Origin of the sequence: Tardiphaga sp. 768_D3_N2_1, from assembly GCF_052076105.1 — a bacterium.
Lineage (GTDB): Bacteria > Pseudomonadota > Alphaproteobacteria > Rhizobiales > Xanthobacteraceae > Tardiphaga.
In genome coordinates this window covers 2746434-2772227 of sequence record NZ_CP197245.1, presented here as the reverse complement: position 1 = coordinate 2772227, position 25794 = coordinate 2746434, and the positions used below count along the sequence as shown (strand labels likewise).

The following is a 25794-nucleotide window of genomic DNA, read 5'->3' as shown; positions in this document are numbered from 1 at the left end:
AAGTTAGGGCTGTTCAAAAATCGGTGGCGGCAGGTGAACACCTGCCGCGCCGCGGGGCTGGTACACGAGCAGGCATCCTGCGCGAGGCATCATCAACGAGGTGAAGGGCGTTAGTCGCGTGGTGTATGACATCACGTCGAAGCCGCCCGGGATGATCTAGCGTTTCGTGGCGGGTAGGGGCGGCACCGGCAGAATAATTTCGGAAGCGATCTTCCAGTCGTCCCCGACGCGAAGCCAGTTGATGATCATTAGAAATGGCTTCGCTGTTCCATCCTGCCCCGCATAAGAGACCGTGATGTTCATCGGCACATAGGACTCGGCGACGTCGGGCGTCAGGCCGACAACCTTCAGCTTCGAGTAATCTGGCTCGAGCACGACCGGCCCGGAGGTGCCGATATCCTGCAGCTTTCGATCAATCGCTTCGTTGCCCCAAAAGCCGGCCCAATTTCCCTCTGACTGGATCGCGCTCTTCGCCACCAACAGGGTCGAGGGCGATTGCCAGAACATATCATGCAGAGCCTGGAAATCGTGCCTGTTGGCCAGTTGCATGAGCGTGCCGAATTTCGATTTGATCGTATTCAGCGTCGCAGAATCGAGCGGCTCCTTCCCGATGTCGGGCGACGCGGCGACAGCGCCGGAGGAAAGAGCCGAGGCCAGGAGAGTGACAAGAAGTAACTTATTCATGCAGAAAATCCCTTCCCGCATTTCGACAATTCGCGAGGCGCATGTGAGTGCCAGTTGCATTGGCGAATGGTGAGACATTCACATTCAATCGTCGAAAACATCGTCAGAATGTTTCAGCCGGCGCATTCGCGCAGTAAGGTTGTTACCTTCGCATCCAGATCCCGGGCGACGGCTAGAGCTTCCGGGTTGGCATAACGCAGCAGATAACTCTCCATTTTGTCGTAAGAGATGTGCACGCCATCGGGGCGCTCATCGATCAACACTGTGACCGGAGCATAGGAGCCAGCATCGGGCACGTGCTTGACCATTTCCTTCATGATGAGTGGATTGCCAACCACAAGCCGTATGATCTGAGGCGTCCTGGATCCAGTTTCGCGACGCAGAATGTCGCCCAAGTCAAATTCTGCGAAGAGCATGAGGTCCGTTCGGCCGAGGCTGCCATGTACAACGCGTTCTAAATCCGGGAAGGATTTTGTCGCTCTCGTCTCCTCGAAAAATTCAATCATGTCGGGTTGCCCGACCGCCGACTTGAACGCGGCCACAACGGCATCGAATGGTTTTAAGCTCGTGAGGCTGAAACGCTCTACTTCGACTTTAGCGATTGTCATTTGTCCTCCGTAACAACTCTCATGGATAAGGCGCCTCTGGTCGCGCCGGAGCGCGCCAGGATTCATGCTGCCGCGGGCTGGCTGGTTTGTGCCATCGCGGTACGAGCGCGCGTGCGCGCTCCCGACGCGAAAACGCCGGGAGCGGTACCGTCACTTCGCGAGCGCTGCCTTTTCGATGACCTCAGCGACTTGCTTGGCATGAACAACGAGCGAGGCATGACTGCCTGCGACCTCCGTCGTCTGAGCCTTGATCCTGGCTGCAAAGGATTTCTGAGCCTCGGGCGCGAGGACTTTGTCCTTCGTGCTGATGACATAGAATGTCGGCTTGTCATGCCACGCCGCAATACTGACGGGGGCTTCGAATGCAACGTGATTCAACGGAAGCTGCGAGTTAGCCAGGTGCGCGGCGATCTCCGGAGGAAGATCAGCCGCGACGGCCGACGGAAACACCTTGGGGTCGATATACAGGTTGCCCTTTGCGTCGGGATGGATCGCATTGCCGCCTTCGGTCGGCGGGCCGGCTTTGGCCAGTGATGCCAGGGATTCACCGACCTCGGGCGCGAAGGCGGAGACATAGACCAGCGCCGAAACCTTGGGATCGTTGCCGGCTTGCGTGATCACCACGCCACCCCATGAATGGCCGACGAGAACGGTCCTGCCGTTCTGTTTCGCGAGCGCCTGCTTGGTGGCATCAACATCAGCGGCGAGCGAGGTGAGCGGATTTTCCACGAGCGTGACGCTGTAGCCCTTCTTCGTGAGAATATCGGCAACGGGCTGCCAACTCGTCTGGTCCACGAAAGCGCCGTGCACGAGCACGATATTGTGGACTGCTCCCTTGGGCAGTTCGGCTGAGTGGACGGAGCCGGCTAATGCCGTTCCGGCCAGGAGTATGGTGGCGGCTGAGAGCAGGAGATTTCGCATCGATTGGTTCCTGTTGGAATGTCGGACGAAAAAAGTCCGGGGGAATGGACAGGCGTTTCCAGCCAAGTCGCGGTTCTTCCATCCGCCGTTGGTGAAATGGTTGCTGCACGTGACGTCGGCCCGCCGCGACATGACCTAGTCCGCGGGCTTTTCGGACGATAGGGATCAATCGTCCGGATGTTGTGTCCGACCGTCCACCGGATTAACTTCGGCGGCATGGACATCCTCGCCCAGGTGCTCGATCGCGTTCGTCTCGGAGGGACGCTGCTCTTCCACTTCGAGCTCGGCCATCCCTGGAATCTGGAGTTGCCGGCGCGTCCCTACGCCCTGTTTCACTATCTCAGTCGGGGCTCGGCGACCCTCGCGCTCGAACAGGCACAAGAACTCCACATGACCGAGGGCGATTTTGTCGTCATCACACGCGGCGCGCCCCATGCGTTTTATTCGGATCGCCGGGCCAAGCCTTTGCGGATTGTGGACCTTGATCGATCGTCGGCACGTCTTGGCGTCGTTCGTCACGGCGGCCGTGCAAAGCCGCTCTCGACCATGATCTGTGGCAATTTCACCGTGTCGCGCCCGTTGTACGGCAGCTTGCTGGAAGCACTTCCGCCCGTGCTTCTGTTGAAGCCGACGGCTGATGGTGGTTGGCTCGAAGCAATCCTGCGCCGTATGGTGAGCGAGTCCGCGCTCGAGCGTCCAGGTCAACGCGTCGCGCTCTCACGACTGACGGAAGTGCTCTTTGTCGAGGTGCTTCGAAGCTGGATCGCGTCTCTCAGTCCCGGACAAGGCGGCTGGCTTGGGGCAATATCAGACCCGCATATCGGACCGGCGCTCAAGCTGATTCACGAAAGCCCGGAGCGGCCCTGGACGCTGAGCGACCTTGGCCATCGCGTCGGGCTCGGCCGCTCGGTATTTTCGGCCCGCTTCACCAAGCTCGTCGGCCAGTCCATGCACCGTTATGTGATCGAACGGCGGATGGCAGAAGCGGCGTTCCTGCTCGAAACCAGCGACGAGCCCATCGCACGGATTGCGAGCCGGGTCGGTTACGAGACAGCGGCGGCGTTTTCAAAACTGTTCCATCGACATCTCGGCCTGTCACCCGGCCGCTACCGGGCCGCTCAACGCCTTGACGGAGGGCAAAGGCAACCGGCCGTTCCGGAAGTGGAAGTCGCCGATCGACCCCGACCAGGCTGACGTTCATGCCGGCGTCAATCGCGCGGTGGTCAATCGCGCAGTGTATGACATCACGTCGAAGCCGCCCGGGACGGTCGAGTGGGAGTGAGGGAAAGCATCGGCTGTTCCCAAAAATGGTGTCCTGATATAAGGCCGCAGCAATCTGTATTCCGCTTACATTCTGGCCTGAGAGGGTCCCGATGCGCGCCTGCCTTGTCCGTCTGCTGTCTGTTCTCGGTCTCCTTGCTTCAGCTTCCCTTGCCATGGCGCAGAGCATGCCTGCCGACGCGCCGAATGCGCGCGATCATGCCGTACTCAGCCGCTATGCCGGATCGTGGCTGGTCGCCCAGGACGTGAAGAGCTTCGATCAGACCAGCATTCCCTCCGGAGACACGAATGTCGCCAAGCTTGAGGGACGGGTGACGCGGTTGTTCTATCTCGCGCCTGCCTTGTCCGTCTGCTGTCTGTTCTCGGTCTCCTTGCTTCAGCTTCCCTTGCCATGGCGCAGAGCATGCCTGCCGACGCGCCGAATGCGCGCGATCATGCCGTACTCAGCCGCTATGCCGGATCGTGGCTGGTCGCCCAGGACGTGAAGAGCTTCGATCAGACCAGCATTCCCTCCGGAGACACGAATGTCGCCAAGCTTGAGGGACGGGTGACGCGGTTGTTCTATCTCGCGCCTGCCGGCAAGTCGGTGCTCGAAGTGCAGCGCAATTATGAGCAGGCACTTGAGCGTGCCGGTGCATCGAAACTGGATGCATGTGCCGACGCCTGCGGTCAGCGGAATTTCAAACCGCTGCGCGAGTTGCCTGCCAATCCGCAGCTGGCCAAGGTGTCGCTGGAAGGCTGGACTCCGATCACGCTGTTGCAGCAATGGCAGGCGATTGGCAGCGAGCGCTATTGGTACGGAACGTTGAATGCATCCGGCACCACGCTGCATGTGGCGGTCCTGTCAGCCAAGCCGGACACCGTCGCGCTTGCCAACAAGTACGTTGCCACAGTCGTGGAGATTGTCGAACCGAAGGCGATGGACAGCGGCAAGGTGACTGTGGATGCGGCGGCGCTCGCGAAGGGCCTGCAGGCTGAGGGGAAGGTGGCACTCTACGGGCTGTTCTTCGACACTGGTAAGGCGACCATCAAGCCCGAGTCCAAACCGCAACTCGACGAGATGGCGCGCGTGCTGCAAGCCAATGCCGGCGCGAACGTGTTCATCGTCGGCCATACCGACAATCAGGGGTCGCTGGATGCGAACCTCGCGCTGTCGAAGGCGCGCGCGCAGGCGGTGATCGATGATCTGATGCGCAGCTACAAGATCGATGGCAAGCGTTTGTCTGCATCCGGCGTGGCGAACTACGCGCCGCTTGCCAGCAATGCCAGTGAAAATGGCCGTGCTCGCAACCGCCGCGTCGAGATGGTGTTGCAGTAGGTCTACGGACATCGCTGGCCCGAGGTGTTCGTTGGGCGGTGCCCGTTTGCTGGACCCGCCTGGCGATCCGCCGCCGCTAGCGAGTGAGGCCCATTCTCACCGTCCATACGGCTGCCGCTACCCGCGAGAAAAATGCCCGCATGTGTCGGGAGACCCGCCCGTCATGCGTCCTTGGGAGACGAAGAGCCGGGAGAGACGATGCGGAAGACCATCGTCATGGCCCATGTCACATAGGATAGCGCATGCATTCGCCGGGAGTCTGCCTATGACCCCCACCATTACCGCCTTTGAACGGTCGCCCGATCGCGGCAGGGGATTGGCGCGAGACATGCGCGTTCGCTGGGCGCTCGAAGAAGTGGATCAGCTTTACGACGTTCGACTTCTTTCGTTCGATGAGATGAAGGGACCTCCGCATCGGGCGTGTCATCCTTTCGGGCAGATTCCGACCTATGAGGAAGGCGATCTTGTCCTGTTCGAGTCAGGGGCGATCGTCTTCCACATCGCAGAGCGCCATGCTGGCCTGCTGCCGGATGATGCGAACGCCCGGGCGCGGGCAGTCACATGGATGTTTGCCGCACTCAATACGGTCGAGCCGCCGATCGTCGATCTCGCCATTGTCACGCTCTTGGAGCGCGACAAGACCTGGTATGAGCAGCGCCTGGCGATGGTCAAGGATCGCATCCGCGGGCGGCTGGGCGAACTCTCCAAATACCTTGGCGATGCCGACTGGCTCGACGGCGCCTTCAGCGCCGGTGATCTGCTGATGGTGTCAGTGCTGCTCAGGCTGGGGGCGTCGGGTCTGTTGGATGAATATCCCAACCTCTCCGCCTATGTCGCCCGCGGCGAAGCCCGGCCGGCCTACAAGCGTGCTTTCGCTGCTCAATTGGCGGTTTTCACTGCTGCAGCGGGTGGCTGATAGGAAGTCCTCGGGGCAGCGTTCACGGACCGCTGCAGCGGCGCCGCCGGTTTATCGATTTTATTTCCCGCGACGCTGTAAAATTGTTGAACATTCATTCCAGAATTGCTATCTGGCCGTTTATGGCGAGACCACGGGAATTTGACACAGACGCTGCACTCGACGGCGCGATCAATGTCTTTAGCGGGCATGGATATGAGGGCAGTTCGGCCCAGATGCTTGTCGATGCAATGGGGATCGGGCGACAGAGCCTTTACGCTGCCTTTGGCGACAAGTGGCAGCTCTATTGCGCCGCCGTGCGTCGCTATGGAATGGGCGAATGTGCTGCACATATCGACGCGCTCCGAAGGGGACCGCGCGCGATCGATGGCATCGGCGCAATGTTGCGCCGTGTCGTGAAAACAGCCGATCGGCCGTGTCTTGGTGTTGGTTCGATCTATGAATTCGGCGTGTTCGAACCGGACCTCCAGGAGATCAACGGACTGTTGGCGAAGAGCTTGCGAGCTGCCATCGCAGCGCGCCTTCGCGATGCGCAGCGTGAAGGCGATGTCGCCGGCGGCCTCGACCCCGAAGCGACCTCGGAATTTCTGATCGCAAATATCGCCGGCATCCGCGTCGCCGGACGGGGGGGCGCCGCGCGTGCGGCTCTGGCCAGTCTGGCCGACATGGCCATGAGGGCGCTGCGATAGCCCCTTTTTTTGGGAAATTATGGAATGATCGTTCAACAAAAGGAGCAAGTGATGAGAGCTGTTGTGATGACCGGAACGGGCGACCGCGCGGTGCTGGACTATGTCGAACGTCCAGATCCTGTGGCTGGGCCAGGCCAGGCACTGGTCGAGGTTGCCTTTGCCGGGGTGAACTTCATGGACATCGGCGTGCGCCAGGGCATGGCCTGGACTGAGATTCCCAATCCCAAGATTCTTGGCGTCGAGGGTGTGGGGCGTGTGCTGGCGATCGCGGATGATGTCGAAGGTTTCAAGCCCGGCCAGCGTGTCGCCTGGGTTTATGCGCCGGGAAGTTATGCGGAACGGATCTCGATCCCAGTCACGTCGCTGGTGCCGGTTCCTGACGCGATCGATGATCGCACGGCGGCGTCGGTGATGATGCAAGGTCTCACTGCCAGCCATTTCGCCACCGACTTCTATCCGGTGCAGTACGGCGACATCGCTTTCGTCCATGCGGCGGCGGGCGGCGTGGGATTGCTGCTGACCCAGATCATCAAATTGCGGGGCGGCCATGTCATCGGACGCGTATCGTCGCAGGACAAGGTCGCTGCAGCCAGGGAGGCTGGCGCCGACCATGTGATCGTCGATACCGAAGGCCGGTTCGCCGAGGAGACCCTACGCCTGACCGATGGCCAGGGCGTGCACGTTGTCTATGACGGCTCCGGGCCGACGACCTTCCAGGGCTCGCTCGATGTGCTGCGTCGATCAGGCACGTTCTGCTGGTACGGTCCGGTGCTCGGGGGGCCGGGACCGCTCGACATCATGAGCCTGCCGAGAAGCATCAAGATCGGCTACGCGACCTTCTTCGATCATATCCATACGCCCGAGCTGCTGCGTGCGCGTTCGGAGCGGCTGTTCAACTGGATCGCGACGGGAGAGCTCAAGCTCCACATCGGCGGAGAATATCGTTTGGAGGACGCAGCGAAGGCCCGTGCCGACATGGAAAACCGCAAGACGACCGGCAAGCTGCTGCTGATCCCATGAGCGGCGAGTATCGGGTCTTGTGGATCGGCTGAAGTGTTCAGGGCACATGCGTCAGTCCGGGCTGACCGCCTTGAGCGAACTTGCGACATGCAGTTGCCGAATGCAGCCCAGCTGTTGTGTTTGATGTGCCCCGCCACGTCGCATGTTACGACCAACTTACTTGCCGCCTTACCGGAGCCCCTTCATGTCCGACGCCCCCGCACCGAACCAGCCCGCAACCGCCGCCGAGACCGATCCGAACACCCTCGGCTGGATGAAGGGCTTTCCGCCGGCGCGGGACAAGCTCATCCAATTTCACGACGACTCGTTCCGCAACTTCCCTGAATTGCGCTGGGCCTGGAGCAATGTGCGCTCGCTGGTGCCGACCGTGAATGTCTGGCGCGGGGCAAGCGGCGCATCGGTGCTGCCGCGCGCCGAGCGCGATATCGGCGGCTCGCAATCGACGACCATGGACGGCCGGCCGATGACCTTCGCGCGGATGTTCGAAGAAACCTATGCCGATGGCATCGTGGTGTTGCATAAGGGCAAGCTGATTTATGAGCGCTATGCCGGCGCGCTGAAGGCGCACAAGCCGCATATCGCCATGTCGGTGACCAAGTCCTTCACCGGCACGCTGGCCGGTATGCTGGTGGCCGAAGGCAAGATCGATCCGCAGGCGCCTGTCACCGACTATGTGCCGGAGTTGAAGGCCACGGCCTTCGGCGATGCCCGCGTGCATGAGGTCATGGATATGACGACGGGACTCAAATACACTGAGGTCTATGCCGACCGGAATTCCGATGTGTGGAGCTTGCGCCGCGCCAACGGCATGGCGCCGATCCCGCCGGACTATCAGGGCGCGACCGATATCTTCGCTTTGCTGTGCAAGCAGGAGAAGCAGGGCGAGCACGGCAAGGCTTTCGCCTACAAGACCGTCAACACTGACGTGCTCGCCTTCATCGTCCGGCGCGCCAGCGGCACGGCGCTGAGCGATCTGCTGTCCGAACGCATCTGGCAGCCGATGGGTGCGGAGGAAGATGCGCATTATCACGTCGACCGCATCGGCACGGAGAGCGGTGGTGGCGGGTTGTCGACGACGCTGCGCGATCTCGCGCGCTTCGGCGAGATGATGCGCAATCACGGCCATTTCAACGGCCGCCAGATCGTGCCGGCGGCGGTGGTCGAGGATATTGAACGCGGCGCCGATCCCGCGAAGTTCAAGCCCGCCGGTTACGTCACGCTACCCGGTGGCTCCTATCGCAATCAATGGTGGGTGACCCACAATGAACACGGCGCCTATATGGCACGCGGCGTCTACGGGCAGGGGCTCTATATCGATCCGAAGGCCGAGATGGTGATTGCGCGCTATGCGTCGCATCCGGTTGCCGGCAATGCTGCCAACGATCCGGTGACGCTGCCGGCCTATATGGCGCTGGCGAAAGAGCTGATGGCGGAAGGCTGATTGATCGGGTTCCCGCAAAGGGAACCTGATCGGGAACCTAAGAAGGCGTCGCGCGTATCCTTCGCGGCCGACACATCCCGTCGGGGCCATGCGGATCTGAACGCGATGATCAAGCCTTTGCGCGCTGCCTTGTGGCTGCGCCGTTCCAGCGTTGCGGTGATGCTGTGTTCGGCCACCATCGCATCATCGCCAAGTCTTGCCCAGGAAGCGGCGCCCCGCAGTCAGAAACCGGCCAGTGACAGCAGGATCAATCTCGATCCGCGGACCAATGGCGCAAATCTGGTCCACGGCAATTATTGCGGCCTCGGCTCGCGGCCGGGCAAGTCGCCGATCGACGCGCTCGATGTTGCCTGCATGCATCATGACGCATGTACGCCGGCAAGCGGCATTCCCGATTGCGATTGCAATATCCAACTGCGCGAGGAAGCTGCCGCGGTCGCGAGTGACCCCAAACAACCCTCGGACCTGCAGATCATGGCGTCGATGATCGCATCGGCGGCAGCCGTGATGATCTGCAAGCCGATCATCAACAGGGCTGCAGCGCCTCCGGCTCCTGCGCGTCCGAGCAACGTGCCTCCGGCTGACATCCCCACTGCTAACGTGCCGACCGCGGCTCCAGCCCCGGCCACGCCGGTGGTGATCGCGCCGCCAGCCGCTGCCGCGCCGATGGACATTGCGCCTGTGGTGGTGGCTCCAGCCACGGAAGCTCCGACCACCGTAGCTCCTGTGAGTGACGCGCCTGCGTCTGCGGGTCCTCTTCCGATTGCTCCGGTGCCGCGGGCTCCGTCATCGCCTTAAGAGCTCTGGATAAGCGAACGGCTCTTGCACCTCCCGATGTTTCCGGCTCAATCATTGCCGTGATTTCCGACTCGCCGATGGCGAGGCGCATGGCGGAGCAACGTGCATGAAGTTACCTGTCGCACATTTCGTGACATTCGCATTGCTGCTGGGCTCGGCAGCATCAGGCTCCGCAGCGGCGGCCGCCGATCCCATCCGCGTCGGCGCCGTGCTGCCGTTCTCCGGTGGCGTCGAACTTTATGGCCAGCAGGCAAAACTCGGACTCGATCTCGCTGCCAAAGAGATCAACGCCGCGGGCGGCATTCTCGGCAGGCCGCTTGAGGTCATCTATGTCGATGACAAGACCCGGCCGGCCTCCGCCGAGAGCGCGATGCGGTCGGTGATCGAGAGCGGCGTCGTTGCGGTTGTCGGCCCTGTCACCTCGGCCAACTTCAATGCGGTCACGCCGCTCGCCGAGAGCACGAAGACGCCGCTGCTCTATGCGACGAATTTCGAAGGCGGCAAATGCAGCCGCTATGTCTTCTCATTCAGCACTGTGCCGAACCAGGATCTCGGCCAGTTGCTGCCCTATGTGAACGAGGCCGTCGGCAACACCTATTTTCTGCTCGGCGCCGATCGCGTCTGGCCGCACCAGATGTTCGATATCGCCAAGCCGCTGATCGCAAAGCTCGGCGGCACCATCGTCGGCACGCAATACACGCTGGGGACGGAGACGGATTTCACGCCGCTGATCAAGCAGGTGGCGGCGGCAAAACCGAAAGTACTGTTGTTTGCGCTGAAGGGCGACGGCATGGATTTCATCCGGCAGGCCGACGATCAGGGCCTGCTCAAGGACACCACGGTCGCGTTCCTGGGATTGTCCGAGATCGATCTCGGCATTTTCAAGGGCAAGGGTCAGAGCATGATCACCGTGGTGCCGTCGCTGGCGACCAGCGATGCGCCGGAGATGAAGGCCTTCGTCGCCAAAGTGCGCGCTGCAGCTGGAAACGACGTGCTGGTGTCCAACTATGTCATGACCCACTACAACACGTTGATCGCACTCAAGGCTGCAATCGAGAAAGCAGGGAAGGTCGACAGGGAGGCCATCGTCGATGCACTGGCGGGAATCACCATCCCATCGCCGACGGGTCCTGTCACGATCGATGCGAACCACTATGCAACGATGAACATGTTTATCGCCAAGACGCAGGGGACCGAACTCGTTCCCGTCCGCGGGTTGGGCGCAATCGCGCCGCAGCCAGGCTGCACCATGGCGGGTCGCTGATCGCACAGGCATGCCGGCAAGGGACTGGTGCGCGTCGCCAGAGCTTGCTTAAGTTCGCCGCAATGCAATTGGGAATATGTGGAGACGACAACAGATGGCAAAGGTGCGCTGTATCACCGAGATGGGCATGGGTGTCGATGTTCACGGCCGCGACGCCACCAAGGCTGCGAAGCGCGCAGTCTCCGATGCGATCCGCCATTCCAGCGTCGGCTTCTTCCGGATGGTCGGCAAGACGCCGCACGACATGTTTGTTGATGTCACCATCGCCGTGCCTAATCCGGATGACGTCGACACATCGGCTGTCGCGAAGGAGTTGCCTTACGGCACTGTGACTGTGACCGCAGTCAGAGGTGGCCTCGACATTCCCGCCGAAAGTGGCAACGACGGCATCCTCATTGCCAACGCGGCGGTGCTGGTGAGCCTCGACGACGGCAAGTAGATCATCCGATCGGTCGACGTTCGGCTCGCATCCGTCTGTCCCATTCTCGCTTGACTAATCCATAGCTCGCCGGTTATTGATTTAATCGATAACTGACGGGTTATGGATTTCGATGCCGGACACCTATGACACGCTTTTCAAGACGCTGGCCGATCCGACGCGGCGGGCCATCTTCGAGCGGCTATGCCGTGACGGGGAGCAAACGGTCGCGGCTCTGACCGCGCGGGCCGGGGTCTCACAGCCGGCTGTCTCAAAGCATCTCGGCGTGTTGAAGCAGGCCGGACTTGTGCTCGACCGGCATCAGGGTCGCCAGACGCACTATCGATCCAGGCCTGCGGCCCTGGCTCCATTGCTCGACTGGACGAACCAGATGGCTGGGTTCTGGGAGAGCCGGTTCGACGATCTCGAACAACTACTGAAGAGGATGGACAATTGACCAATACAGCATCCGAAACGCGTTCTGTCGTTGTCGAGCGGGAGCTTGACCATGCGCCGGAAAAAATCTGGCGCGCGCTCACACAGCCACATCTGATCGCCGAGTGGCTCATGAAGAGCGATTTCCAGCCCGTCATCGGCCATCGGTTCGATTTTCGCGCAGACTGGGGGACGGTCGATTGTCGCGTCACGGAAGTCGAGCCCCACAGGAAGCTCGCTTACACATGGGAGGCGATGGGTCTCGAGAGCGTCGTCACCTGGACTCTCACGCCGTCAGGCACCGGAACTGTGCTGCGCATGGAGCAGGTCGGATTCCGGCCGGATCAGCAGCAGGCCTATCAGGGCGCGACATTCGGCTGGCCGCGATTTTTCGCAGCAATGGAGCGGCTCCTGCAACGGCTCGACTGATCTCGGCCGGCACGATGCGCACATACGGCCTTGCCGTACAATCATGAGGAGTTGTCTTGGTCATGAGTAAATGGATTCGACAGGCTCACCGCTGGCTGTCTCTTGCCTTCACCATCACGGTAGTCGCCAATTTCGTGGTCCGCGGATTTGGAGAGCCTCCAGCCTGGGTGACATATGCGCCTTTGCTGCCGTTGTTTCTGCTGCTGTTCAGTGGCCTCTATATGTTCGTGCTGCCCCACGCCGCAAAGTGGCGAAGCCAAGCGGAGGTGGGTGCGCAAGGATAACGAAGCAAGTCGGGACGTAGCCACGCACGCGATGTTCGTGTCGTCGATTGCCGGTCAGGCTCTTGTGAGTTAGGTTTCGGGCTGCATGCCGACGGCACATTCGCCGATAACCTGAATTGGTCCTCATGGACATCTTCGATCGCCTCAAAGCCGCCGCGTCCGACGCGTGGGCCAGCTATGTCGACCACGATTTCGTCCGCCAGCTCGGCGCCGGTACGCTGCCAGAGCCTGCGTTTCGGACCTACCTCGTGCAGGACTATCTGTTCCTGATCCAGTTCGCGCGCGCCTATGCGCTGGCGACCTACAAGAGCCGCAGCCTCGATGACATGAAGTCGGCGCAGGGTGGGCTTGCGGCCATCCTCGGCGAGATGGAGCTTCACGTAAAACTGTGCGGGCGTTGGGGGCTGTCGCCCGCCGATATCGAGGCCGCGCCCGAGCTGCAGGCGACGGTGGCCTATACGCGCTTCGTGCTGGATTGCGGCGCTGCCGGCGATTTGCTCGATCTGCATGTGGCGCTGGCGCCGTGCGTGATCGGTTATGCCGAGATCGGCAAGAAGCTCGCACCGGGTGGTGCCGACGCGCTCGGCGATCATCCGTATCGCGAATGGATCGGTGAATATGCCGGCGAGGCCTATCAGGATATCGCGCTGAAAGCGCGCCGCCATCTCGACGATCTCGCTGCCCGCGCGATGACCGAGCGGCGCTTTGTCGAACTCGCCAAACTGTTCGGTCAGGCCTCAAGGCTGGAAGCGGATTTCTGGCAGATGGGGCTGGACGCGCGCTAGTCTGACGCGCAACTGTCAGGGCAGAGCATGGCACCCGTTAAGGTCGATCCCGCGAATGTGCGCGAGTTCAAGAACGCTGACGCCTTCTACAAATGGCTCGGCAAGAACCACGACAAGGCCGACGAGGTCTGGATCAAGATTCACAAACTGAAATCCGGCCTTGCATCGATCACGCCGAAGGAGGCGATCGATGTCGTGCTCTGCTGGGGCTGGATCGACGGTATCCGCAAGGGGCTGGACGATGTGAGCTTCCTGCAGCGCTATTCACCGCGCGGCAAGAAGAGCGTCTGGAGCAAGATCAATGTCGACAATATTGCGCGCCTCATTGAGGAGGAGCGCATGACCGGGCATGGCCTCGTCCATGTTGAGGCGGCCAAGGCCGATGGCCGCTGGGATCGCGCCTATGGGAGCGGCAAGGATATGGCGATCCCCACCGATCTGCAGGCCGCGATCGACGCCGAGCCGAAGGCCAAGGCGATGCTGGCAAAGCTCAGCGCCCAGAACCGCTTCTCGCTGGCATTTCGGGTGCACAATATGAAGACCGAAGCCGGCCGCAAGAAGCGGATTGCGGCCTTCGTCGAGATGCTGAAGAAGGGTGAGACGATCTATCCGCAAACCAGGAAGTGAAGTGGCGTCGCTCGTTGCTTTTCACTTCCGCTTCGGCCGCGTGATCGCGCGGACCTTGCCGCTTTTGCCGCCGCCGGCGAAGAACTGATCGGCGCCATCGGACTCGAGGCCGGAGACGCCACTGCCTGCGGGCAAAGCGAGACTCTCGAGCGCTTCGCCGGTCTGCGGGTCGATGCGTCTGACATCGCTTTCGTCATTTTCCCAGGTGCCGTGCCAGAGTTCGCCGTCGACCCAGGTGACGCCGGTGACGAAGCGATTGCTTTCGATGGTTCGCAAAATCTTGCCCGTTTCTGGATCGACCTGATGGATCTTGCGCTCGCGATACTGCCCGACCCACAGCGCGCCCTCGGCCCAGGCCATGCCGGAATCGCCGCCATTGCCGGGAGCCGGAATGGTGGCGAGCACGCGGCCGGTTTGAGGATCGATCTTCTGGATACGGTCCTCGGCGATCTGGAACAGATGCGTGCCGTCGAAGGCGGTGCCGGCATGCGCGGCGACGTCGATGGCGCGCACCGTCTTGCCGCTTGCGGGATCGAGTGCGTTGAGCTTGTCGCCAGAGGCGAACCAGACGTGCAGGCCGTCATAGGTGACGCCATGCACGCCGTCGACGCCCTCGAAGGGGCCATATTCACGGATAATTTCTGCTGCCGATGTTTTCATGAGCGTTTCCCTCGTGACGATGGCTGCAATCCTAGTGATCCGGCAGCGGCTGCGGGAGTAACAACATCGTCGCGAGTCCGGGCAGGGACGGCGATGTCCAGCGGCGTGCACGGCCGCGACCGAGCGGCTGCACCTTGTTGTTGGCAGCCAGCGTTTCGAGCGTTCGTTGAACGCTGCGTTGGCTGCCTCCGAGTGCCAGCGCGAGCGCCGAACTCGACCAGCTTTCGCCGTCGGACAGAAGGGCAAGTACGGCGGCGTGTTCTTCCTCGACGGGGCGCGCCAGCACGACGACCTCGCGTGCCATGCGCGGCGCCAGCACGAAACCGTGCCTGGTCGCATTCACGTCGGCCAGAGGCGCAAGCAGTTTGCGCAGGCGTCCCATCTCGACGCGAAGCCGCGCGCGATGCGAGTCATCGGCGTGTCTGGCGCGGAAGGCCCGTGCCAGCAGCGTCTCTCGCGCGACGTCCGCCGGCCATGTCTCGCCAAGCGCGCGTGCGAGCGTGAACAGAACCGGGCGCGTGGCCAGCGACAGCTCGATCTTTCTGTGGCGGACGGCATGTCGGCAGGCATCGATGACGATGGCTTTCGATTGCTGCAACTCCTCGACTTCGTCGAGCAGCAGCATGCGTTCGTCACCGCGCGCGATCAGGCGCGCTGCGGGCGCGTTGAGCAGACGGGATGCGCTGTCGACTTCGGCCGTCAGCGCAGGAATGCGGGCAAGGCGTGCGGCACGTTGCGCGTCGGCGAGGGCCTTACGTGCGGTTCTCGCATGGAGCCGCCGCATCGCAATGCCCATGACGACCAGCGCGTGCGCCGTGCGCAAGGCGGGCGGAAAGGGGGCCGGATCGAGGGCGCCGAGCTTTCGCTCGGCTTCGTCCAGATGCCCGATGAGCAGAAGACGCCTGACGTCGAGATAACCGCCATAGGCTGCATTGAGCCGGTCCCCATGAGCGTCGAGCGTCCGCCGCGCGGCGTCGAGAGTCTTGCTGGGCCAATGGAGATCGCGCGAGACAAGCGCGATCTCGGCCTCGGCGACGATGCACCGCGCACGGGCCACGGGTTCCTTCGCACCGAAGGCGCGGGCGGCCCGTTTCACGAGATCCTTCGCGCGTGCGAAATCGCCGAGCTGAGCCATTGCGATGCCGCGCAGGGCGAGCGCTGGCGGGTCGTCGCGCAATGCAACGCGCTTCAAGGCACCGAGCGGGTCACCCGCCGCAAGCGCTTGTCCTGCGGCGGTGATCAGGGAGTCCATCTGAATCCCGCCACACTTGTCACTCCCACCCTCAAATTGTCCGGTCCTAATCTACCTCACGACGATCAACCGGCAAGTCGTGTCGGTAACGCATGACAATGGACGAAAGTGGAGAAGACCATGACGACACCGATGAAAACACCACCGATTGTGTCACCGCAGGCATGGGAGTCCGCGCGAACGGACATGCTCGTGAAGGAGAAGGCTGTGATGCGCGCGCGCGATGCACTGGCGGCGGAACGTCGGAGGATGCCGTGGATGGCGGTGGAGAAGGCGTATGCGTTCGAAGGGCCCGGTGGCCAGGTCAGCCTGCTCGACCTGTTCGACGGCCGACGCCAGTTGATCGTCTACCGCGCCTTCTTCGAGCCGGGCGTGTTCGGCTGGCCCGATCATGCCTGCCGCGGCTGTTCGCTCGGGGCCGATCAGGTCGCCCATCTCGCACACCTGAATGCCCGCGACACCACGCTCGTCTACGCCTCACGGGCACCGCAGGCGGACATCGCGCGCCTGAAGGCGCGGATGGACTGGGAGATGCCCTGGGTCACCATCACGGACAGTTTCGACGCCGACTTCGGCGTCGACGAGTGGCACGGCCACAACGTGTTCTTCCGCGACGGTGAGCGCGTGTTTCGCACCTATTTCATCAACAGCCGCGGCGACGAGGCGATGGGGACCACCTGGAGCTATCTCGACGCGACGCCGCTTGGCCGTCAGGAAGTCTGGGAGGATTCGCCCGAAGGCTATCCGCAGACACCGACCTACAAATGGTGGAACTGGCACGACAACTATGTCGCCGGCGCCGCACCCGACAAGAAATGGGTCGAGGTCTCGGCCGCAGGAGAGGCGACGTTCCGGAAGACCGATGAGTAGCGCCATCGACGACGTCGTGGATCGTGCGAAGACCCATCGCTGGAGAATGGCTCGCCTTGCGCCGGCCGCCGACTGGTTATGCCTTGCGGCCGCACCGGCCTTCGCACTGATGGCACTGCTGACGGGTGTGCTCGATGGCAGCGCGCCGGATTTGCTCTGTTCAACGTCGCATTCATCGCCGTGGAGTGGAATGGCGGTGATGTATGCCTTCATGAGCTTGTTCCACACCGTGCCGTGGCTCAGGCTGATATCCGGTCGACGCCGCCAATCGCAGTGGCGGACGTGACGATTGTCGCGCGCTTCAGGCGCGCGACAATTTCTCGAACCGCTTGATCAGCCGCTCGCGTTTGAGGCGCGACAGGCGCTGGATCCAGAACATGCCGTTGAGCTGGTCGATCTCGTGCTGGTGACACACTGCGCGCAGACCATCGGACTCTTCTGTTTGCATATTTCCGTCGAGATCCTGGTAGCTGATCCGGATGCGCGCATGGCGCTGGATGTCGTCATTCACACCGGGCATCGAGACGCTGCCTTCCTGATGCATGATCGTCTCCGGTGAAGCCCATGTCATCTCCGGATTCACATAGGTTTTCACGCCATCGCCGAGATCGAGCACGACGACGCGCAACAACACGCCGATATGCGGCGCGGTGATGCCGATTCCGGGAGCGGCATGCATGGTGTCGCGGAGATTGTCGGCGAGCGCGCGCAGCGCATCGTCGAACACGGTGACATCAGCGGCCGGTCGCGCGAGACGCGAGTCGGGATAGCGGACAATCGGGCGGATGCTCATTCGGGCAGCCCCGCGGCTTTCAGGGCGGCGGCATAGGTTTGCGCCATCGACTCGACGGGGACGGGAATGCGCGCAAAGAAAGCGGAGACCGTGAGCTCCGGTTCGATCGTGAGCAGTTCCTCGACCACCTGAGCGGCGCGTTCGTGCTCGCCGGTTTTGACGAGTGCTACGGCAAGCGCGCGGAGTGCGACAGCGAAGCGGCGGTTCTGCAGCAGCGCCTTGTCAGCCCAACCGATCGCCTCGGTGTAGTTCTCGTCGATGATCGCCGCGATCGCCAGCGCACCGGAAACGAACCAGCCGTGCGGATCGAGTGGGTTCAAATGTCGCGTACGATCGAGCAACGCACGACCGGCCTGCTGCTGGCCGCGCATGGTTTCGATCCAGCCGGCGAGCGCCAGCGCGGTCGCCGAATTTGGATTGATGGCCAGGGAGCGGTTGAACAGCTCAATGGCCGCGTCTTTCGCCGTTTGCGTTTCGGCGAGATTCCAGATCGCAAATGCGGCCATCCAGAGGATCTGCGGATCGTTGGGCATCCGCTCGATGGCCCGTTGCGCGAGCGCGAGACCCTCGGCGCGATGGGCATCGTCGGCACTGATCCAGCCCTGGAAGTGTCGCTGCGCGTGGCAATAGGCGGCCGCCGCCATCGCTGGCGCATAGGTCGGATCAAGTTCAAGCGCCTGATGCAGGCAATCGAGCGCCGCATTCATGCTCTCCGGCGTGAAGTCGTGTTCGTAACCTGAGGCGCGCAGCAGCAGATCATAGGCATCTGGCTTGTTCGGGCGGCTGTGCCTGCGCCGTTCGATCTCGGCGATGCGCAGCGTCGGCTCGATGGCAGCCACGGCGCGCTCGGTGATGCGGTCCTGCAGGTCGAACACGTCGCTGCGATCACCATCGAAACGGTCGGCCCACAGATGCGCGCCGGAGCGCGCGTCGATCAGTTGCGCGATGATGCGCAGCCGTTCGCCGACACGGCGGACGCTGCCTTCCAGCACATAATTGACGCCAAGCGTGCGGCCGACCTCACGGATATCGACCGGCTTGTTCTTGTAGATGAATGACGAATTGCGCGCGATCACAAACAGGCCACTGCAGCGCGACAGGTCGGTGATGATCTCCTCGGCGATGCCGTCGCCGAAATAGTCCTGTTCGGGGTCGGCGCTCATATTGGTGAAGGGCAGGACCGCAATCGACAGCCCTTCGGGATCGGCGGATTCGGACAGGAGTGCAGTTGCTGGCGCCGTCACCGCGAGCGGAGAGGGGCTTTCGGTCTGTTCGAAGACCTCGCCGACGAAGCGAAATCCCTTCCGGGGCAAGGTGCGGATCAGCCGCTGCTGCTCGCCATTGTCGCCGATGGCGGTGCGGGCCGCGTTGACCCGGCTGCTGAGCGTCGCCTCGGACACGATGCGGCCATGCCAGACTTCGGCCAGCAGATCGTCACGGCTGACGACCTTGTCCCGCGCCCGGATCAGGAATTCCAGCACGTCGAACACCTGCGGTTCCACTGCCACCGTGTCGGCGCCCCGCCGCAGCTCCCGCCGGTCAGTGTCGAGCACGAATTCGTCGAACCGGAACAGCAAGATAGGGGTCCATTTCCCGTTGTCGCGCCAAGGCCTTGTGCGCAGGACCGTCCCTAGCACACCCCGTCTCAACGACAAATCATGGCGTTCTGAAGAGAAAACCAACGGATTCTTCAAGCGGCGATGCCGGCGCGGGAGCATGGTCCGCGCATCGACGGCCGCAGCCGTCATTGCCCGGAGAGCGCACCATGACGAACGACAATCCCAACAGCCCGCATCTCAACCGCCGCAGCCTGCTGGGCGCGGCGATCATGGGCCTGGCAGCAGCGCCGTTCGCTGGCATTGGCCCGGCGGCGGCACAGGCCGCGAAGGCCGGCAAGCAGCTCCCCGTCGTCAAGCGTGGCACGCATACGTCGTTCAAGCCGCTGAAGCAGATCAATGCCGGCGACCTCAGCGTTGCCTATGCCGAGGACGGCCCGGCCAACGGCCCCGTTGTGCTGCTGCTGCACGGCTGGCCCTATGACATCTACAGCTATGTGGATGTCGCGCCGCTGCTGGCCTCCGCCGGCTACCGCGTCATCATCCCTTATCTGCGCGGCTATGGCGGGACGCGCTTCCTGTCCGATGCGACGATGCGCAACGGTCAGCCCGCTGCGCTCGCCACCGACATCATCAATTTCATGGACGCGTTGAAGATCGAGAAGGCGGTGGTCGGCGGTTACGACTGGGGCGGCCGCACGGCCGACATTCTCGCTGCGATCTGGCCGGAGCGCGTCAAGGCGCTGGTCGCCGTCAGCGGCTATCTGATCGGCAGCCAGGAGGGCAACCGCATGCCGCTGCCGCCGAAGGCTGAACTGGAATGGTGGTACCAGTTCTACTTCACCACGGAGCGTGGCCGGCTCGGCTATGACAAGTACCGGCACGACTTCGCCAAGCTGATCTGGAAGCTGGCCTCGCCGAAGTGGAATTTCGACGACGCCACCTATGACCGCTCGGCCAAGGCGTTCGAGAATCCCGATCACGTCGCCATTACCATCCACAACTATCGCTGGCGGCTCGAACTCGCCCAGGGGGAGGCGAAGTATGACGAACTGGAGAAGCGGCTGGCGCAGGGGCCGGCGATCGCGGTGCCGACCATCACCATGGAAGGCGACGCCAATGGCGCGCCGCATCCCGATCCCAAGGCCTATGCGAAGAAGTTCACCGGCAAGTATGAGCATCGCACGGTGAATGGCGGCATCGGTCACAACCTGCCGCAGGAAGCACCGCGTGAATTCGCCCAGGCCATCATCGACGCCGATGCGATGGCACGCTGAGGGAGATCCGCGATGCGATGGATTCTTGCAGCGAGTCTCGCGGCAGGTGTGCTGTCATCCGCGGTGGCGGCGGCCTTCGCGGCCACCACGGCCAATCCCGCCAACCTGTCGCCGATCTACGGCGTCGGTCTTCCCGATGGCTATCGCAAATGGGAACTGATCGCGCCCGCGCAGGAGGCCGAGCCTCTGAACGAGCTGCGCGCCGTGGTCGGCAACGACATCGCGGTCAAAGCCTATCGGGATGGCAAGCTGCCGTTCCCCGATGGCACGGTGCTGGTGAAGCTGGCCTGGAAGCACACCCAGTCGCCGGAATTCGAATCCGCCTCTATCCCCGGCGCCGCGACCACGGTGCAGGTGATGGTGAAGGATTCGAAGAAGTATGCCGCGTCTGGCGGCTGGGGCTTCGGCCGCTTCATCGACGGCAAGCCGGTCGATCAGGCGCAGCACGAGACCTGCTTTGCCTGCCACGAGGCGCGCGTGAAGGAGCGGGATTACGTGTTCACGAAGTGGGCGCCGTAAGCGCCCATTTTACGAGACGCCGACCTCGCTAATGAAGGCGGCGAGGAAGGACTCTGTCCGCGCGTGGCGTTCCTGCGCCATGCGTTTTCCAGTAGCAGTGTTGAAGCCTTTCGCGAGTGTCAGCAGTTTCGCCGGCAGATGGTCGATCGCAAAATTGCGGTCGTCGAATGGGCGGTGGCGTGCTGCCGGGTCTTCCGGATCGTACAGGTAGGATTGCATCCGCCCGGCCGTGTAGAAACAGCGCGCAATGCCGATCGCGCCGATGGCATCCAGGCGATCGGCATCCTGCAGGATTTGCGCTTCGATCGTTTCCGGCGTGATCTTTGCCGAGAAACTATGCGCCGCGATGGCATGGGCAATGCGGTCGAGCCGCTCGCTCGCCCAGCCGAACGGCGCCAGAAGGGTAACCGCATGTTCGGCGGCGAGGCGCGAGGCACTGGCGCGGAGCGGTGAGCTTTTCTCAACGGCGACGCAGTCATGAAGCAGCGTCGCCGCCGCCAGAATCTCGGGATCGCCACCCTCGATTTTCTGGATGGCGCGGACGTTGGACCAGACACGCGCCAGATGCGCGACGTCATGCGAGCCGTCGTCGGTCTTGACGTGATGCAGAAGCGAAGAGGCCAGCGTTTCGAACGGAGCGAAGGCGGCGGCGATAGCGATGATCTCGGTCATGGTGTCGTTGTTAGAGGGACCGGGCGATTTTGCCAACGCCACAAGCGCGCCGCAGTTGGCGATTAGTGAGCCGCGATCGTCATTTCAATAGGATGTGTGCTTCGATGGATTTCGCCCAGGTGACAACGCCGCTTCGCTTTGTTTCCCGGGAGAAGTCTATCCATGCCTGCCCACATCACTGTATCCGATCTGTCTGTCGCGACGCCTGACGGCCGCTCGCTTTTCACCAACCTCAATCTCAGTTTTGGCGCCGAGCGTACCGGCCTGGTCGGCCGTAACGGTGTCGGGAAATCCACGCTGTTGCGCGTGATGTCCGACGATTTCGTACCTGGTCAGGGCGGTGTGAGTGTCCACGGCCGGCTCGCGGTGTTGCAGCAGGCGCTGCAGCTTCGTCCTGGCGAGACAATCGCCGATCTGTTCGGCGTCACCGAAGCGCTGGGTCTTCTCGCCCGCGCGGAAGACGGTACGGCTACGGCCGAAGAGCTGGCTCTGGCCGACTGGGACGTTGAAACCAGGATGGCCAGATCACTCGGGCGCGTTGGACTCGACGTTAGCCATGATACTGCGCTGTCGGTGCTCTCTGGCGGCCAGCGGACGCGCGTCGCGCTGGCCGCGCTCGTCTTTGCCGATCCTGATTTTCTGCTGCTGGATGAGCCGACCAACAATCTGGACCGCGACGGCCGACGGGCGGTCATCGATCTGCTGGCCGGCTGGCGTGCGGGAGCCATTGTCGTCAGCCATGATCGTGAATTGCTCGACACGATGGATGCCATCGTTGAGCTGACCTCGCTCGGTGCCACGCGCTATGGCGGCAACTGGACGCATTATCGCACCCGCAAGACGCGCGAGCTTGCAGCTGCGCAACGCGATCTGTCGGATGCGGAAAAGCGTATCGATGATCTTGCACGGCGGGCACAGGCGATGGCCGAGCGTCAAGCGCGCCGGGATCGGGCAGGGCGTATCAAAAGTGCAAAAGGCGGCGCGCCGCGGATCGCGCTTGGCGGCATGAAGGATCGCAGCGAGGATACAGGCGGCGAGCAGACGCGGCTGGCAGAGCGTCAGCAGTCCCGGGCGGAGGATGCGCTGGCTGCTGCGTGGGAGCAGGTCGAAGTCCTGCAGCCGTTGTCCGTTGCGGTTTCGCCAACCGGGCTTCCGGCCCAAAGGATGGTCCTGCAGCTCGATGGCGTGAGCTTCTGTTATCCAGCGGCGGCGCCGATCATTGGCGACCTGTCGTTTTCCATCACCGGGCCTGAACGTGTGGCCGTCACGGGTCCCAACGGCTCCGGCAAGACAACGCTGCTAAGTCTTATCACTGGAGCGATCCAGCCTGTGGCGGGTGTGGTGCGGATGATGGTCGACTTTGCCATGCTCGATCAACAGGTCAGTCTGCTCGATCCGTCGCAGACGATCCGCGATAACTTTCGACGGCTTCATCCCCGAGCCGACGAGAATGCCTGCCGCGCAGCATTGGCGCGATTCATGTTTCGCGCCGATGCTGCGCTTCAGATGGTTGGCACGCTGAGCGGAGGGCAGATGTTGCGCGCCGGTCTCGCCTGCGCCATGGGCGGCGTGTCGCCGCCGCCGTTGCTGATCCTCGATGAGCCGACCAATCATCTTGATGTCGATTCCATCGAGGCCGTGGAAGCGGGTCTGCGTGCCTATGACGGCGCGCTCCTGATCGTCAGCCACGACGAGACGTTTCTGGAGAATGTCGGGATCACACGACGACTACAGTTGTAGCTGGCGGTGATCCAGTATCGCGGTGGCTATCGCTTCAACAGCTCATACACCACGGGATCGTCCGCGCAGGCCTTGAAGCCGCATTCGAGCAAGGTCGAGGCGACGTTCGCGGCCGTCAGGCCGATCACGAGCCAGACGGCAACATGCGCGATGACACTGGGCGTCGGGTGAGCGGCGGGGTCCTTCTCGAATTGCCGGTCGAACAGCAGCACCAGCGACACCAGAACGATCGCCGCGATGAATCCGACCAGTGCCCAGGTGTAATAGTGATAGCCAAACGGCGCCGTGCCATAGCCGGCGTCGCCGGGCATGATGTGCAGCAGCACCTGCCGCGTCGAGACGATGGCGCCGACCACGGCTGCAAGCAGTGACAATGCATAATGGCTGGGACGCGGGCCGAAGCGAATGTTGAGGATCGGGCCTATGGCGAGCAGTGCGAACATGATCCGCTGTAACAGGCATAGCGGGCAGGGTAATTCGCCGAGCAGCAGCTGTGCAGCAAAGGCGCCGGCAAGCAGCGCCGCGAGGGCGTAGAGAGCGAGGACGTTGAGGGCGATAGCGCGAACGGGCGTCATCATAGCCTCAGAACGACAGTTTCAGCGCGTCAGTGGCGTGGTGCAGAAAGGTTGCCACGCAGGCGATCAGCACAACGGCACACAGAGAGAATGCGAGGCTGCGGCTGCCATACCATGCAACAAGCATCGTGATGACGATCGCCAGAAAGAGGGCGGTGAATTCCATGGTCGCTCCGGCGCTGAATGGGTCCGGTATCTTACGTCAGATTCGTGGGCGACCTGTCGTGGGTTATCTGCCTCAGTCGGCGGTCTCCGTCGCGGCCGCGCCCGTCTTGCCGGTGTAGTTGGCCACGGCATCGCGAAAGGCATGGACCTCGCTGTTCAGGGCGATCAACCGCTCTGGCGTCATGCCGGCCGCGGCGAACAACGTCTCGCCAAGGCAGCGGGATTTTTCGCGCAGCCCCGTGCCTTTGGCTGTGAGGCTGACGACAACCTGCCGCTCATCTTCCGGATTGCGCTTGCGCGCGACGAAGCCGGCCTGTTCGAGCCGCTTCACCAGCGGCGTGACCGTGCTCGATTCCAGCGCCAGCCGGTCGGCTATGCTGCCAACGCTCTGTGCGCCGCCCTCCCACAATGTGCTCAGCACGAGATATTGGGGGTAGGTGATCTCGAGGGCGTCGAGCAGCGGCTTGTAGGCGCGGCCGATGGCCATGCTGGCGCTGTAGAGCGAAAAACAGAGCTGGTGATCCAGCGGAATGTCGGCAGGCACCACGGCAATTCTCCTCACGTCAATATCACAATAATGTATATCGCGATAAATAATTCTGGACAAGGTAGGTGATCTGGCCAGATAAGCATATCGCGATATTAGTTATTGCAATATGTAATGCGGCCGAGGTTCATTCGCCATGCCGGTTGAGGGTGCCCGGTCCCAACTTCGATGGAGACCAACATGACCATCTCACAGGGAACCGCCAGTCTGCAGGCCGTGGCAGCCGGAGATCTCGCACGTTATTACCTCACCCGCGGCATCGTGGCGGTGGGCTGGGTGGTGGCCGCCGTCGCGGTCGGCACCTCGAATCCGGCAGTGGCGGCTGTGCTGCTCGTCAGCTATCCCGCCTGGGATGCCCTTGCGAACTGGTTCGACGCCAATGGCAGCGGCGGCCTTCTGGCCAATCCGTCACAGGCACTGAATGTCGTCGTCAGCCTTGTTGCTGCGCTGGCTGTCGCCGTTGCTTTGCGGTCAGGGATGAACGCTGTGCTCGCCGTATTCGGCGTATGGGCTGCGCTGGCAGGTCTGGCGCAACTCGTCACCGGCATTCGCCGCTGGCGCAAATTTGGCGCGCAATGGGCGATGATCCTGAGTGGAGCGCAGTCGACTCTGGCCGGGGCGGTGTTTGTGCATAGTGCCGGCGGTGCCACTGTGCCGACGATCCTGGATATTGCGCCTTATGCGGGCTTCGGCGCCTTCTATTTCCTGGTGTCGGCGCTGTGGCTGATCTTCTCGAACCGCAGGCGCACGGCCTGAGATCTGGAGGACAAGCCGATGATGCTGGCCAGCATCATCGGTGGCCTCTGTGGATGATCGCGGATTTGCTGTCAGCCGCCGCTGCCTGATCTGTTAGTCAGGTCAGAACGGCGATCACTTCTGGCAGGCACGGGCGACATCTCATGGCCATCACCATCTACGGCATCAAAAATTGCGACACGATGAAGAAGGCGCGCGTCTGGCTCGACAGCCATGGCGTCGCCTACAGTTTCCATGACTACAAGGCCGAGGGCATCGACAAGGCGCGGCTGCAGCGCTGGGCCAAGGAGGTCGGCTGGGAGACGCTGCTCAATCGCGCCGGCACTACGTTCCGCAAGCTTGATGACTCTGCGAAGGAAGGTCTCACGGAGGCCAAAGCGATCGCGCTGATGCTGGAACAGCCCTCGATGATCAAGCGGCCTGTGCTCGATCTTGGCGGCAAGCTCGTGGTCGGCTTCAAGCCAGAGATTTATGCAAAAGACGTGAAATAGCGA

Annotated in this window: 32 protein-coding genes and 1 pseudogene; 22 read left to right on the top strand and 11 right to left on the bottom strand. The window is 62.4% G+C overall.

The features are described 5' to 3' along the window. Window positions 1-79: 79 nt before the first annotated feature. Window positions 80-160 (top strand): annotated as a pseudogene (locus AB8A27_RS12880) (GMP synthase (glutamine-hydrolyzing)); the annotation flags it as partial. Here AB8A27_RS12880 and AB8A27_RS12875 read toward each other — a convergent pair. The 3 genes from AB8A27_RS12875 to AB8A27_RS12865 all read right to left on the bottom strand — a co-directional run bounded on the left by AB8A27_RS12875 (window position 157) and on the right by AB8A27_RS12865 (window position 2213). Next, window positions 157-684, bottom strand: a complete 528-nt coding sequence (locus AB8A27_RS12875) for a hypothetical protein (protein WP_441244899.1) — start codon at window positions 682-684, stop codon at window positions 157-159. The pseudogene AB8A27_RS12880 and the gene AB8A27_RS12875 overlap by 4 nt on opposite strands. 113 nt (window positions 685-797) lie before the next feature. After that, window positions 798-1292, bottom strand: coding sequence for a DUF302 domain-containing protein (locus AB8A27_RS12870; protein ID WP_441242245.1), 495 nt, complete (start codon window positions 1290-1292; stop codon window positions 798-800). A 150-nt stretch (window positions 1293-1442) separates the two neighbouring features. Continuing rightward, window positions 1443-2213: an alpha/beta fold hydrolase gene (locus AB8A27_RS12865; protein WP_441244898.1), complete on the bottom strand. Its 771-nt coding sequence runs from the start codon at window positions 2211-2213 to the stop codon at window positions 1443-1445. Window positions 2214-2429: 216 nt separating this feature from the next. Between AB8A27_RS12865 and AB8A27_RS12860 the strand changes: the two genes are divergently transcribed. The 14 genes from AB8A27_RS12860 to AB8A27_RS12795 all read left to right on the top strand — a co-directional run bounded on the left by AB8A27_RS12860 (window position 2430) and on the right by AB8A27_RS12795 (window position 13918). After that, a complete protein-coding gene (locus AB8A27_RS12860) occupies window positions 2430-3407 on the top strand; it encodes a cupin domain-containing protein (RefSeq protein WP_441242244.1) in 978 nt (325 codons plus the stop codon). A gap of 490 nt (window positions 3408-3897) precedes the next feature. Next, window positions 3898-4812 (top strand): OmpA family protein, encoded by a 915-nt coding sequence (locus AB8A27_RS12855; protein ID WP_441242243.1) that lies wholly within the window; start codon window positions 3898-3900, stop codon window positions 4810-4812. Window positions 4813-5077: 265 nt separating this feature from the next. Further along, window positions 5078-5728 carry a glutathione S-transferase family protein gene (locus AB8A27_RS12850; protein WP_441242242.1) on the top strand — a complete coding sequence of 217 codons (651 nt, stop codon included), beginning with the start codon at window positions 5078-5080 and terminating at the stop codon, window positions 5726-5728. A 122-nt stretch (window positions 5729-5850) separates the two neighbouring features. Continuing rightward, the gene (locus AB8A27_RS12845) at window positions 5851-6417 is read left to right on the top strand and encodes a TetR/AcrR family transcriptional regulator (protein WP_441242241.1); all 567 of its coding nucleotides are present in this window, start codon (window positions 5851-5853) and stop codon (window positions 6415-6417) included. Between the two features lie 51 nt (window positions 6418-6468). Further along, window positions 6469-7437, top strand: a complete 969-nt coding sequence (locus AB8A27_RS12840) for a quinone oxidoreductase family protein (RefSeq protein WP_441242240.1) — start codon at window positions 6469-6471, stop codon at window positions 7435-7437. 184 nt (window positions 7438-7621) lie between these two features. Beyond that, the gene (locus tag AB8A27_RS12835; protein ID WP_441242239.1) at window positions 7622-8878 is read left to right on the top strand and encodes a serine hydrolase domain-containing protein; all 1257 of its coding nucleotides are present in this window, start codon (window positions 7622-7624) and stop codon (window positions 8876-8878) included. Between the two features lie 105 nt (window positions 8879-8983). After that, window positions 8984-9676 (top strand): hypothetical protein, encoded by a 693-nt coding sequence (locus tag AB8A27_RS12830; protein WP_441242238.1) that lies wholly within the window; start codon window positions 8984-8986, stop codon window positions 9674-9676. Between the two features lie 106 nt (window positions 9677-9782). After that, the gene (locus tag AB8A27_RS12825; RefSeq protein ID WP_441242237.1) at window positions 9783-10940 is read left to right on the top strand and encodes a substrate-binding protein; all 1158 of its coding nucleotides are present in this window, start codon (window positions 9783-9785) and stop codon (window positions 10938-10940) included. A 94-nt stretch (window positions 10941-11034) separates the two neighbouring features. Further along, window positions 11035-11379: a Lin0512 family protein gene (locus AB8A27_RS12820; RefSeq protein WP_441242236.1), complete on the top strand. Its 345-nt coding sequence runs from the start codon at window positions 11035-11037 to the stop codon at window positions 11377-11379. A gap of 112 nt (window positions 11380-11491) precedes the next feature. Then, entirely contained in the window at window positions 11492-11815 is a 324-nt protein-coding gene (locus tag AB8A27_RS12815; RefSeq protein WP_441242235.1) for an ArsR/SmtB family transcription factor, read from the top strand. After that, complete coding sequence (locus tag AB8A27_RS12810; RefSeq protein ID WP_441242234.1) at window positions 11812-12222, top strand: SRPBCC family protein; 411 nt, start codon at window positions 11812-11814, stop codon at window positions 12220-12222. Before AB8A27_RS12815 ends, AB8A27_RS12810 begins: the two co-directional genes overlap by 4 nt. A 62-nt stretch (window positions 12223-12284) precedes the next feature. Then, complete coding sequence (locus tag AB8A27_RS12805) at window positions 12285-12506, top strand: hypothetical protein (protein ID WP_092144132.1); 222 nt, start codon at window positions 12285-12287, stop codon at window positions 12504-12506. Window positions 12507-12631: 125 nt separating this feature from the next. Beyond that, a complete protein-coding gene (locus AB8A27_RS12800; RefSeq protein ID WP_441242233.1) occupies window positions 12632-13291 on the top strand; it encodes a TenA family protein in 660 nt (219 codons plus the stop codon). A 27-nt stretch (window positions 13292-13318) separates the two neighbouring features. After that, window positions 13319-13918 (top strand): YdeI/OmpD-associated family protein, encoded by a 600-nt coding sequence (locus AB8A27_RS12795; protein ID WP_441242232.1) that lies wholly within the window; start codon window positions 13319-13321, stop codon window positions 13916-13918. Between the two features lie 21 nt (window positions 13919-13939). Here the strand turns inward: AB8A27_RS12795 and AB8A27_RS12790 are convergent, their stop codons facing one another. Then, entirely contained in the window at window positions 13940-14578 is a 639-nt protein-coding gene (locus tag AB8A27_RS12790) for a Vgb family protein (RefSeq protein ID WP_441242231.1), read from the bottom strand. A gap of 31 nt (window positions 14579-14609) precedes the next feature. After that, window positions 14610-15830, bottom strand: a complete 1221-nt coding sequence (locus AB8A27_RS12785) for a helix-turn-helix domain-containing protein (RefSeq protein ID WP_441242230.1) — start codon at window positions 15828-15830, stop codon at window positions 14610-14612. Window positions 15831-15950: 120 nt separating this feature from the next. On the opposite strand from AB8A27_RS12785, the gene AB8A27_RS12780 reads away from it, so the two are divergent. Then, on the top strand, window positions 15951-16700 hold the full coding sequence (locus AB8A27_RS12780) for a DUF899 domain-containing protein (RefSeq protein ID WP_441242229.1): 750 nt from the start codon (window positions 15951-15953) through the stop codon (window positions 16698-16700). Beyond that, window positions 16693-16986, top strand: a complete 294-nt coding sequence (locus AB8A27_RS12775) for a hypothetical protein (RefSeq protein WP_441242228.1) — start codon at window positions 16693-16695, stop codon at window positions 16984-16986. Before AB8A27_RS12780 ends, AB8A27_RS12775 begins: the two co-directional genes overlap by 8 nt. 15 nt (window positions 16987-17001) lie before the next feature. Here the strand turns inward: AB8A27_RS12775 and AB8A27_RS12770 are convergent, their stop codons facing one another. Next, window positions 17002-17493: a peptide deformylase gene (locus AB8A27_RS12770; RefSeq protein WP_441242227.1), complete on the bottom strand. Its 492-nt coding sequence runs from the start codon at window positions 17491-17493 to the stop codon at window positions 17002-17004. Further along, window positions 17490-19070, bottom strand: a complete 1581-nt coding sequence (locus tag AB8A27_RS12765; protein WP_441242226.1) for a winged helix-turn-helix domain-containing tetratricopeptide repeat protein — start codon at window positions 19068-19070, stop codon at window positions 17490-17492. Before AB8A27_RS12765 ends, AB8A27_RS12770 begins: the two co-directional genes overlap by 4 nt. 188 nt (window positions 19071-19258) lie before the next feature. Between AB8A27_RS12765 and AB8A27_RS12760 the strand changes: the two genes are divergently transcribed. Together AB8A27_RS12760 and AB8A27_RS12755 are read left to right on the top strand one after the other, a co-directional pair. Next, window positions 19259-20326 (top strand): alpha/beta fold hydrolase, encoded by a 1068-nt coding sequence (locus AB8A27_RS12760; RefSeq protein ID WP_441242225.1) that lies wholly within the window; start codon window positions 19259-19261, stop codon window positions 20324-20326. Between the two features lie 12 nt (window positions 20327-20338). Then, the gene (locus AB8A27_RS12755; protein WP_441242224.1) at window positions 20339-20845 is read left to right on the top strand and encodes a cytochrome P460 family protein; all 507 of its coding nucleotides are present in this window, start codon (window positions 20339-20341) and stop codon (window positions 20843-20845) included. A gap of 9 nt (window positions 20846-20854) precedes the next feature. Here AB8A27_RS12755 and AB8A27_RS12750 read toward each other — a convergent pair whose 3' ends face one another. Next, entirely contained in the window at window positions 20855-21517 is a 663-nt protein-coding gene (locus AB8A27_RS12750) for an HD domain-containing protein (protein ID WP_441242223.1), read from the bottom strand. Window positions 21518-21679: 162 nt separating this feature from the next. On the opposite strand from AB8A27_RS12750, the gene AB8A27_RS12745 reads away from it, so the two are divergent. After that, window positions 21680-23257 (top strand): ABC-F family ATP-binding cassette domain-containing protein, encoded by a 1578-nt coding sequence (locus AB8A27_RS12745; RefSeq protein ID WP_441242222.1) that lies wholly within the window; start codon window positions 21680-21682, stop codon window positions 23255-23257. Window positions 23258-23283: 26 nt separating this feature from the next. Here the strand turns inward: AB8A27_RS12745 and AB8A27_RS12740 are convergent, their stop codons facing one another. The 3 genes from AB8A27_RS12740 to AB8A27_RS12730 all read right to left on the bottom strand — a co-directional run bounded on the left by AB8A27_RS12740 (window position 23284) and on the right by AB8A27_RS12730 (window position 24544). Continuing rightward, window positions 23284-23832, bottom strand: coding sequence for a disulfide bond formation protein B (locus AB8A27_RS12740; RefSeq protein ID WP_441242221.1), 549 nt, complete (start codon window positions 23830-23832; stop codon window positions 23284-23286). Window positions 23833-23839: 7 nt separating this feature from the next. After that, on the bottom strand, window positions 23840-23998 hold the full coding sequence (locus tag AB8A27_RS12735) for a DUF5993 family protein (RefSeq protein WP_441242220.1): 159 nt from the start codon (window positions 23996-23998) through the stop codon (window positions 23840-23842). Between the two features lie 72 nt (window positions 23999-24070). Next, on the bottom strand, window positions 24071-24544 hold the full coding sequence (locus AB8A27_RS12730; protein ID WP_441242219.1) for a MarR family winged helix-turn-helix transcriptional regulator: 474 nt from the start codon (window positions 24542-24544) through the stop codon (window positions 24071-24073). Window positions 24545-24724: 180 nt separating this feature from the next. Here AB8A27_RS12730 and AB8A27_RS12725 point away from each other — a divergent pair, with 180 nt between their 5' ends. Both AB8A27_RS12725 and AB8A27_RS12720 read left to right on the top strand, forming a co-directional pair. Then, complete coding sequence (locus AB8A27_RS12725; RefSeq protein ID WP_441242218.1) at window positions 24725-25300, top strand: DUF308 domain-containing protein; 576 nt, start codon at window positions 24725-24727, stop codon at window positions 25298-25300. Window positions 25301-25443: 143 nt separating this feature from the next. Then, a complete protein-coding gene (locus AB8A27_RS12720) occupies window positions 25444-25791 on the top strand; it encodes an ArsC family reductase (RefSeq protein WP_441242217.1) in 348 nt (115 codons plus the stop codon). Window positions 25792-25794 lie beyond the last annotated feature (3 nt).

What these genes read in the sequence shown, in the direction of transcription:
- AB8A27_RS12745 (WP_441242222.1), top strand. Translation starts at nt 21,680, where the DNA reads ATGCCTGCCCACATCACTGTATCCGATCTGTCTGTCGCGACGCCTGAC.
- AB8A27_RS12865 (WP_441244898.1), bottom strand. Translation starts at nt 2,213, where the DNA reads ATGCGAAATCTCCTGCTCTCAGCCGCCACCATACTCCTGGCCGGAACG.
- AB8A27_RS12770 (WP_441242227.1), bottom strand. Translation starts at nt 17,493, where the DNA reads ATGAGCATCCGCCCGATTGTCCGCTATCCCGACTCGCGTCTCGCGCGA.
- AB8A27_RS12835 (WP_441242239.1), top strand. Translation starts at nt 7,622, where the DNA reads ATGTCCGACGCCCCCGCACCGAACCAGCCCGCAACCGCCGCCGAGACC.
- AB8A27_RS12795 (WP_441242232.1), top strand. Translation starts at nt 13,319, where the DNA reads ATGGCACCCGTTAAGGTCGATCCCGCGAATGTGCGCGAGTTCAAGAAC.
- AB8A27_RS12785 (WP_441242230.1), bottom strand. Translation starts at nt 15,830, where the DNA reads ATGGACTCCCTGATCACCGCCGCAGGACAAGCGCTTGCGGCGGGTGAC.
- AB8A27_RS12805 (WP_092144132.1), top strand. Translation starts at nt 12,285, where the DNA reads ATGAGTAAATGGATTCGACAGGCTCACCGCTGGCTGTCTCTTGCCTTC.
- AB8A27_RS12820 (WP_441242236.1), top strand. Translation starts at nt 11,035, where the DNA reads ATGGCAAAGGTGCGCTGTATCACCGAGATGGGCATGGGTGTCGATGTT.
- AB8A27_RS12830 (WP_441242238.1), top strand. Translation starts at nt 8,984, where the DNA reads ATGATCAAGCCTTTGCGCGCTGCCTTGTGGCTGCGCCGTTCCAGCGTT.
- AB8A27_RS12735 (WP_441242220.1), bottom strand. Translation starts at nt 23,998, where the DNA reads ATGGAATTCACCGCCCTCTTTCTGGCGATCGTCATCACGATGCTTGTT.
- AB8A27_RS12800 (WP_441242233.1), top strand. Translation starts at nt 12,632, where the DNA reads ATGGACATCTTCGATCGCCTCAAAGCCGCCGCGTCCGACGCGTGGGCC.
- AB8A27_RS12790 (WP_441242231.1), bottom strand. Translation starts at nt 14,578, where the DNA reads ATGAAAACATCGGCAGCAGAAATTATCCGTGAATATGGCCCCTTCGAG.
- AB8A27_RS12825 (WP_441242237.1), top strand. Translation starts at nt 9,783, where the DNA reads ATGAAGTTACCTGTCGCACATTTCGTGACATTCGCATTGCTGCTGGGC.
- AB8A27_RS12855 (WP_441242243.1), top strand. Translation starts at nt 3,898, where the DNA reads ATGCCTGCCGACGCGCCGAATGCGCGCGATCATGCCGTACTCAGCCGC.
- AB8A27_RS12740 (WP_441242221.1), bottom strand. Translation starts at nt 23,832, where the DNA reads ATGACGCCCGTTCGCGCTATCGCCCTCAACGTCCTCGCTCTCTACGCC.
- AB8A27_RS12780 (WP_441242229.1), top strand. Translation starts at nt 15,951, where the DNA reads ATGACGACACCGATGAAAACACCACCGATTGTGTCACCGCAGGCATGG.
- AB8A27_RS12725 (WP_441242218.1), top strand. Translation starts at nt 24,725, where the DNA reads ATGACCATCTCACAGGGAACCGCCAGTCTGCAGGCCGTGGCAGCCGGA.
- AB8A27_RS12750 (WP_441242223.1), bottom strand. Translation starts at nt 21,517, where the DNA reads ATGACCGAGATCATCGCTATCGCCGCCGCCTTCGCTCCGTTCGAAACG.
- AB8A27_RS12870 (WP_441242245.1), bottom strand. Translation starts at nt 1,292, where the DNA reads ATGACAATCGCTAAAGTCGAAGTAGAGCGTTTCAGCCTCACGAGCTTA.
- AB8A27_RS12860 (WP_441242244.1), top strand. Translation starts at nt 2,430, where the DNA reads ATGGACATCCTCGCCCAGGTGCTCGATCGCGTTCGTCTCGGAGGGACG.
- AB8A27_RS12840 (WP_441242240.1), top strand. Translation starts at nt 6,469, where the DNA reads ATGAGAGCTGTTGTGATGACCGGAACGGGCGACCGCGCGGTGCTGGAC.
- AB8A27_RS12760 (WP_441242225.1), top strand. Translation starts at nt 19,259, where the DNA reads ATGACGAACGACAATCCCAACAGCCCGCATCTCAACCGCCGCAGCCTG.
- AB8A27_RS12755 (WP_441242224.1), top strand. Translation starts at nt 20,339, where the DNA reads ATGCGATGGATTCTTGCAGCGAGTCTCGCGGCAGGTGTGCTGTCATCC.
- AB8A27_RS12720 (WP_441242217.1), top strand. Translation starts at nt 25,444, where the DNA reads ATGGCCATCACCATCTACGGCATCAAAAATTGCGACACGATGAAGAAG.
- AB8A27_RS12845 (WP_441242241.1), top strand. Translation starts at nt 5,851, where the DNA reads ATGGCGAGACCACGGGAATTTGACACAGACGCTGCACTCGACGGCGCG.
- AB8A27_RS12775 (WP_441242228.1), top strand. Translation starts at nt 16,693, where the DNA reads ATGAGTAGCGCCATCGACGACGTCGTGGATCGTGCGAAGACCCATCGC.
- AB8A27_RS12815 (WP_441242235.1), top strand. Translation starts at nt 11,492, where the DNA reads ATGCCGGACACCTATGACACGCTTTTCAAGACGCTGGCCGATCCGACG.
- AB8A27_RS12850 (WP_441242242.1), top strand. Translation starts at nt 5,078, where the DNA reads ATGACCCCCACCATTACCGCCTTTGAACGGTCGCCCGATCGCGGCAGG.
- AB8A27_RS12875 (WP_441244899.1), bottom strand. Translation starts at nt 684, where the DNA reads ATGAATAAGTTACTTCTTGTCACTCTCCTGGCCTCGGCTCTTTCCTCC.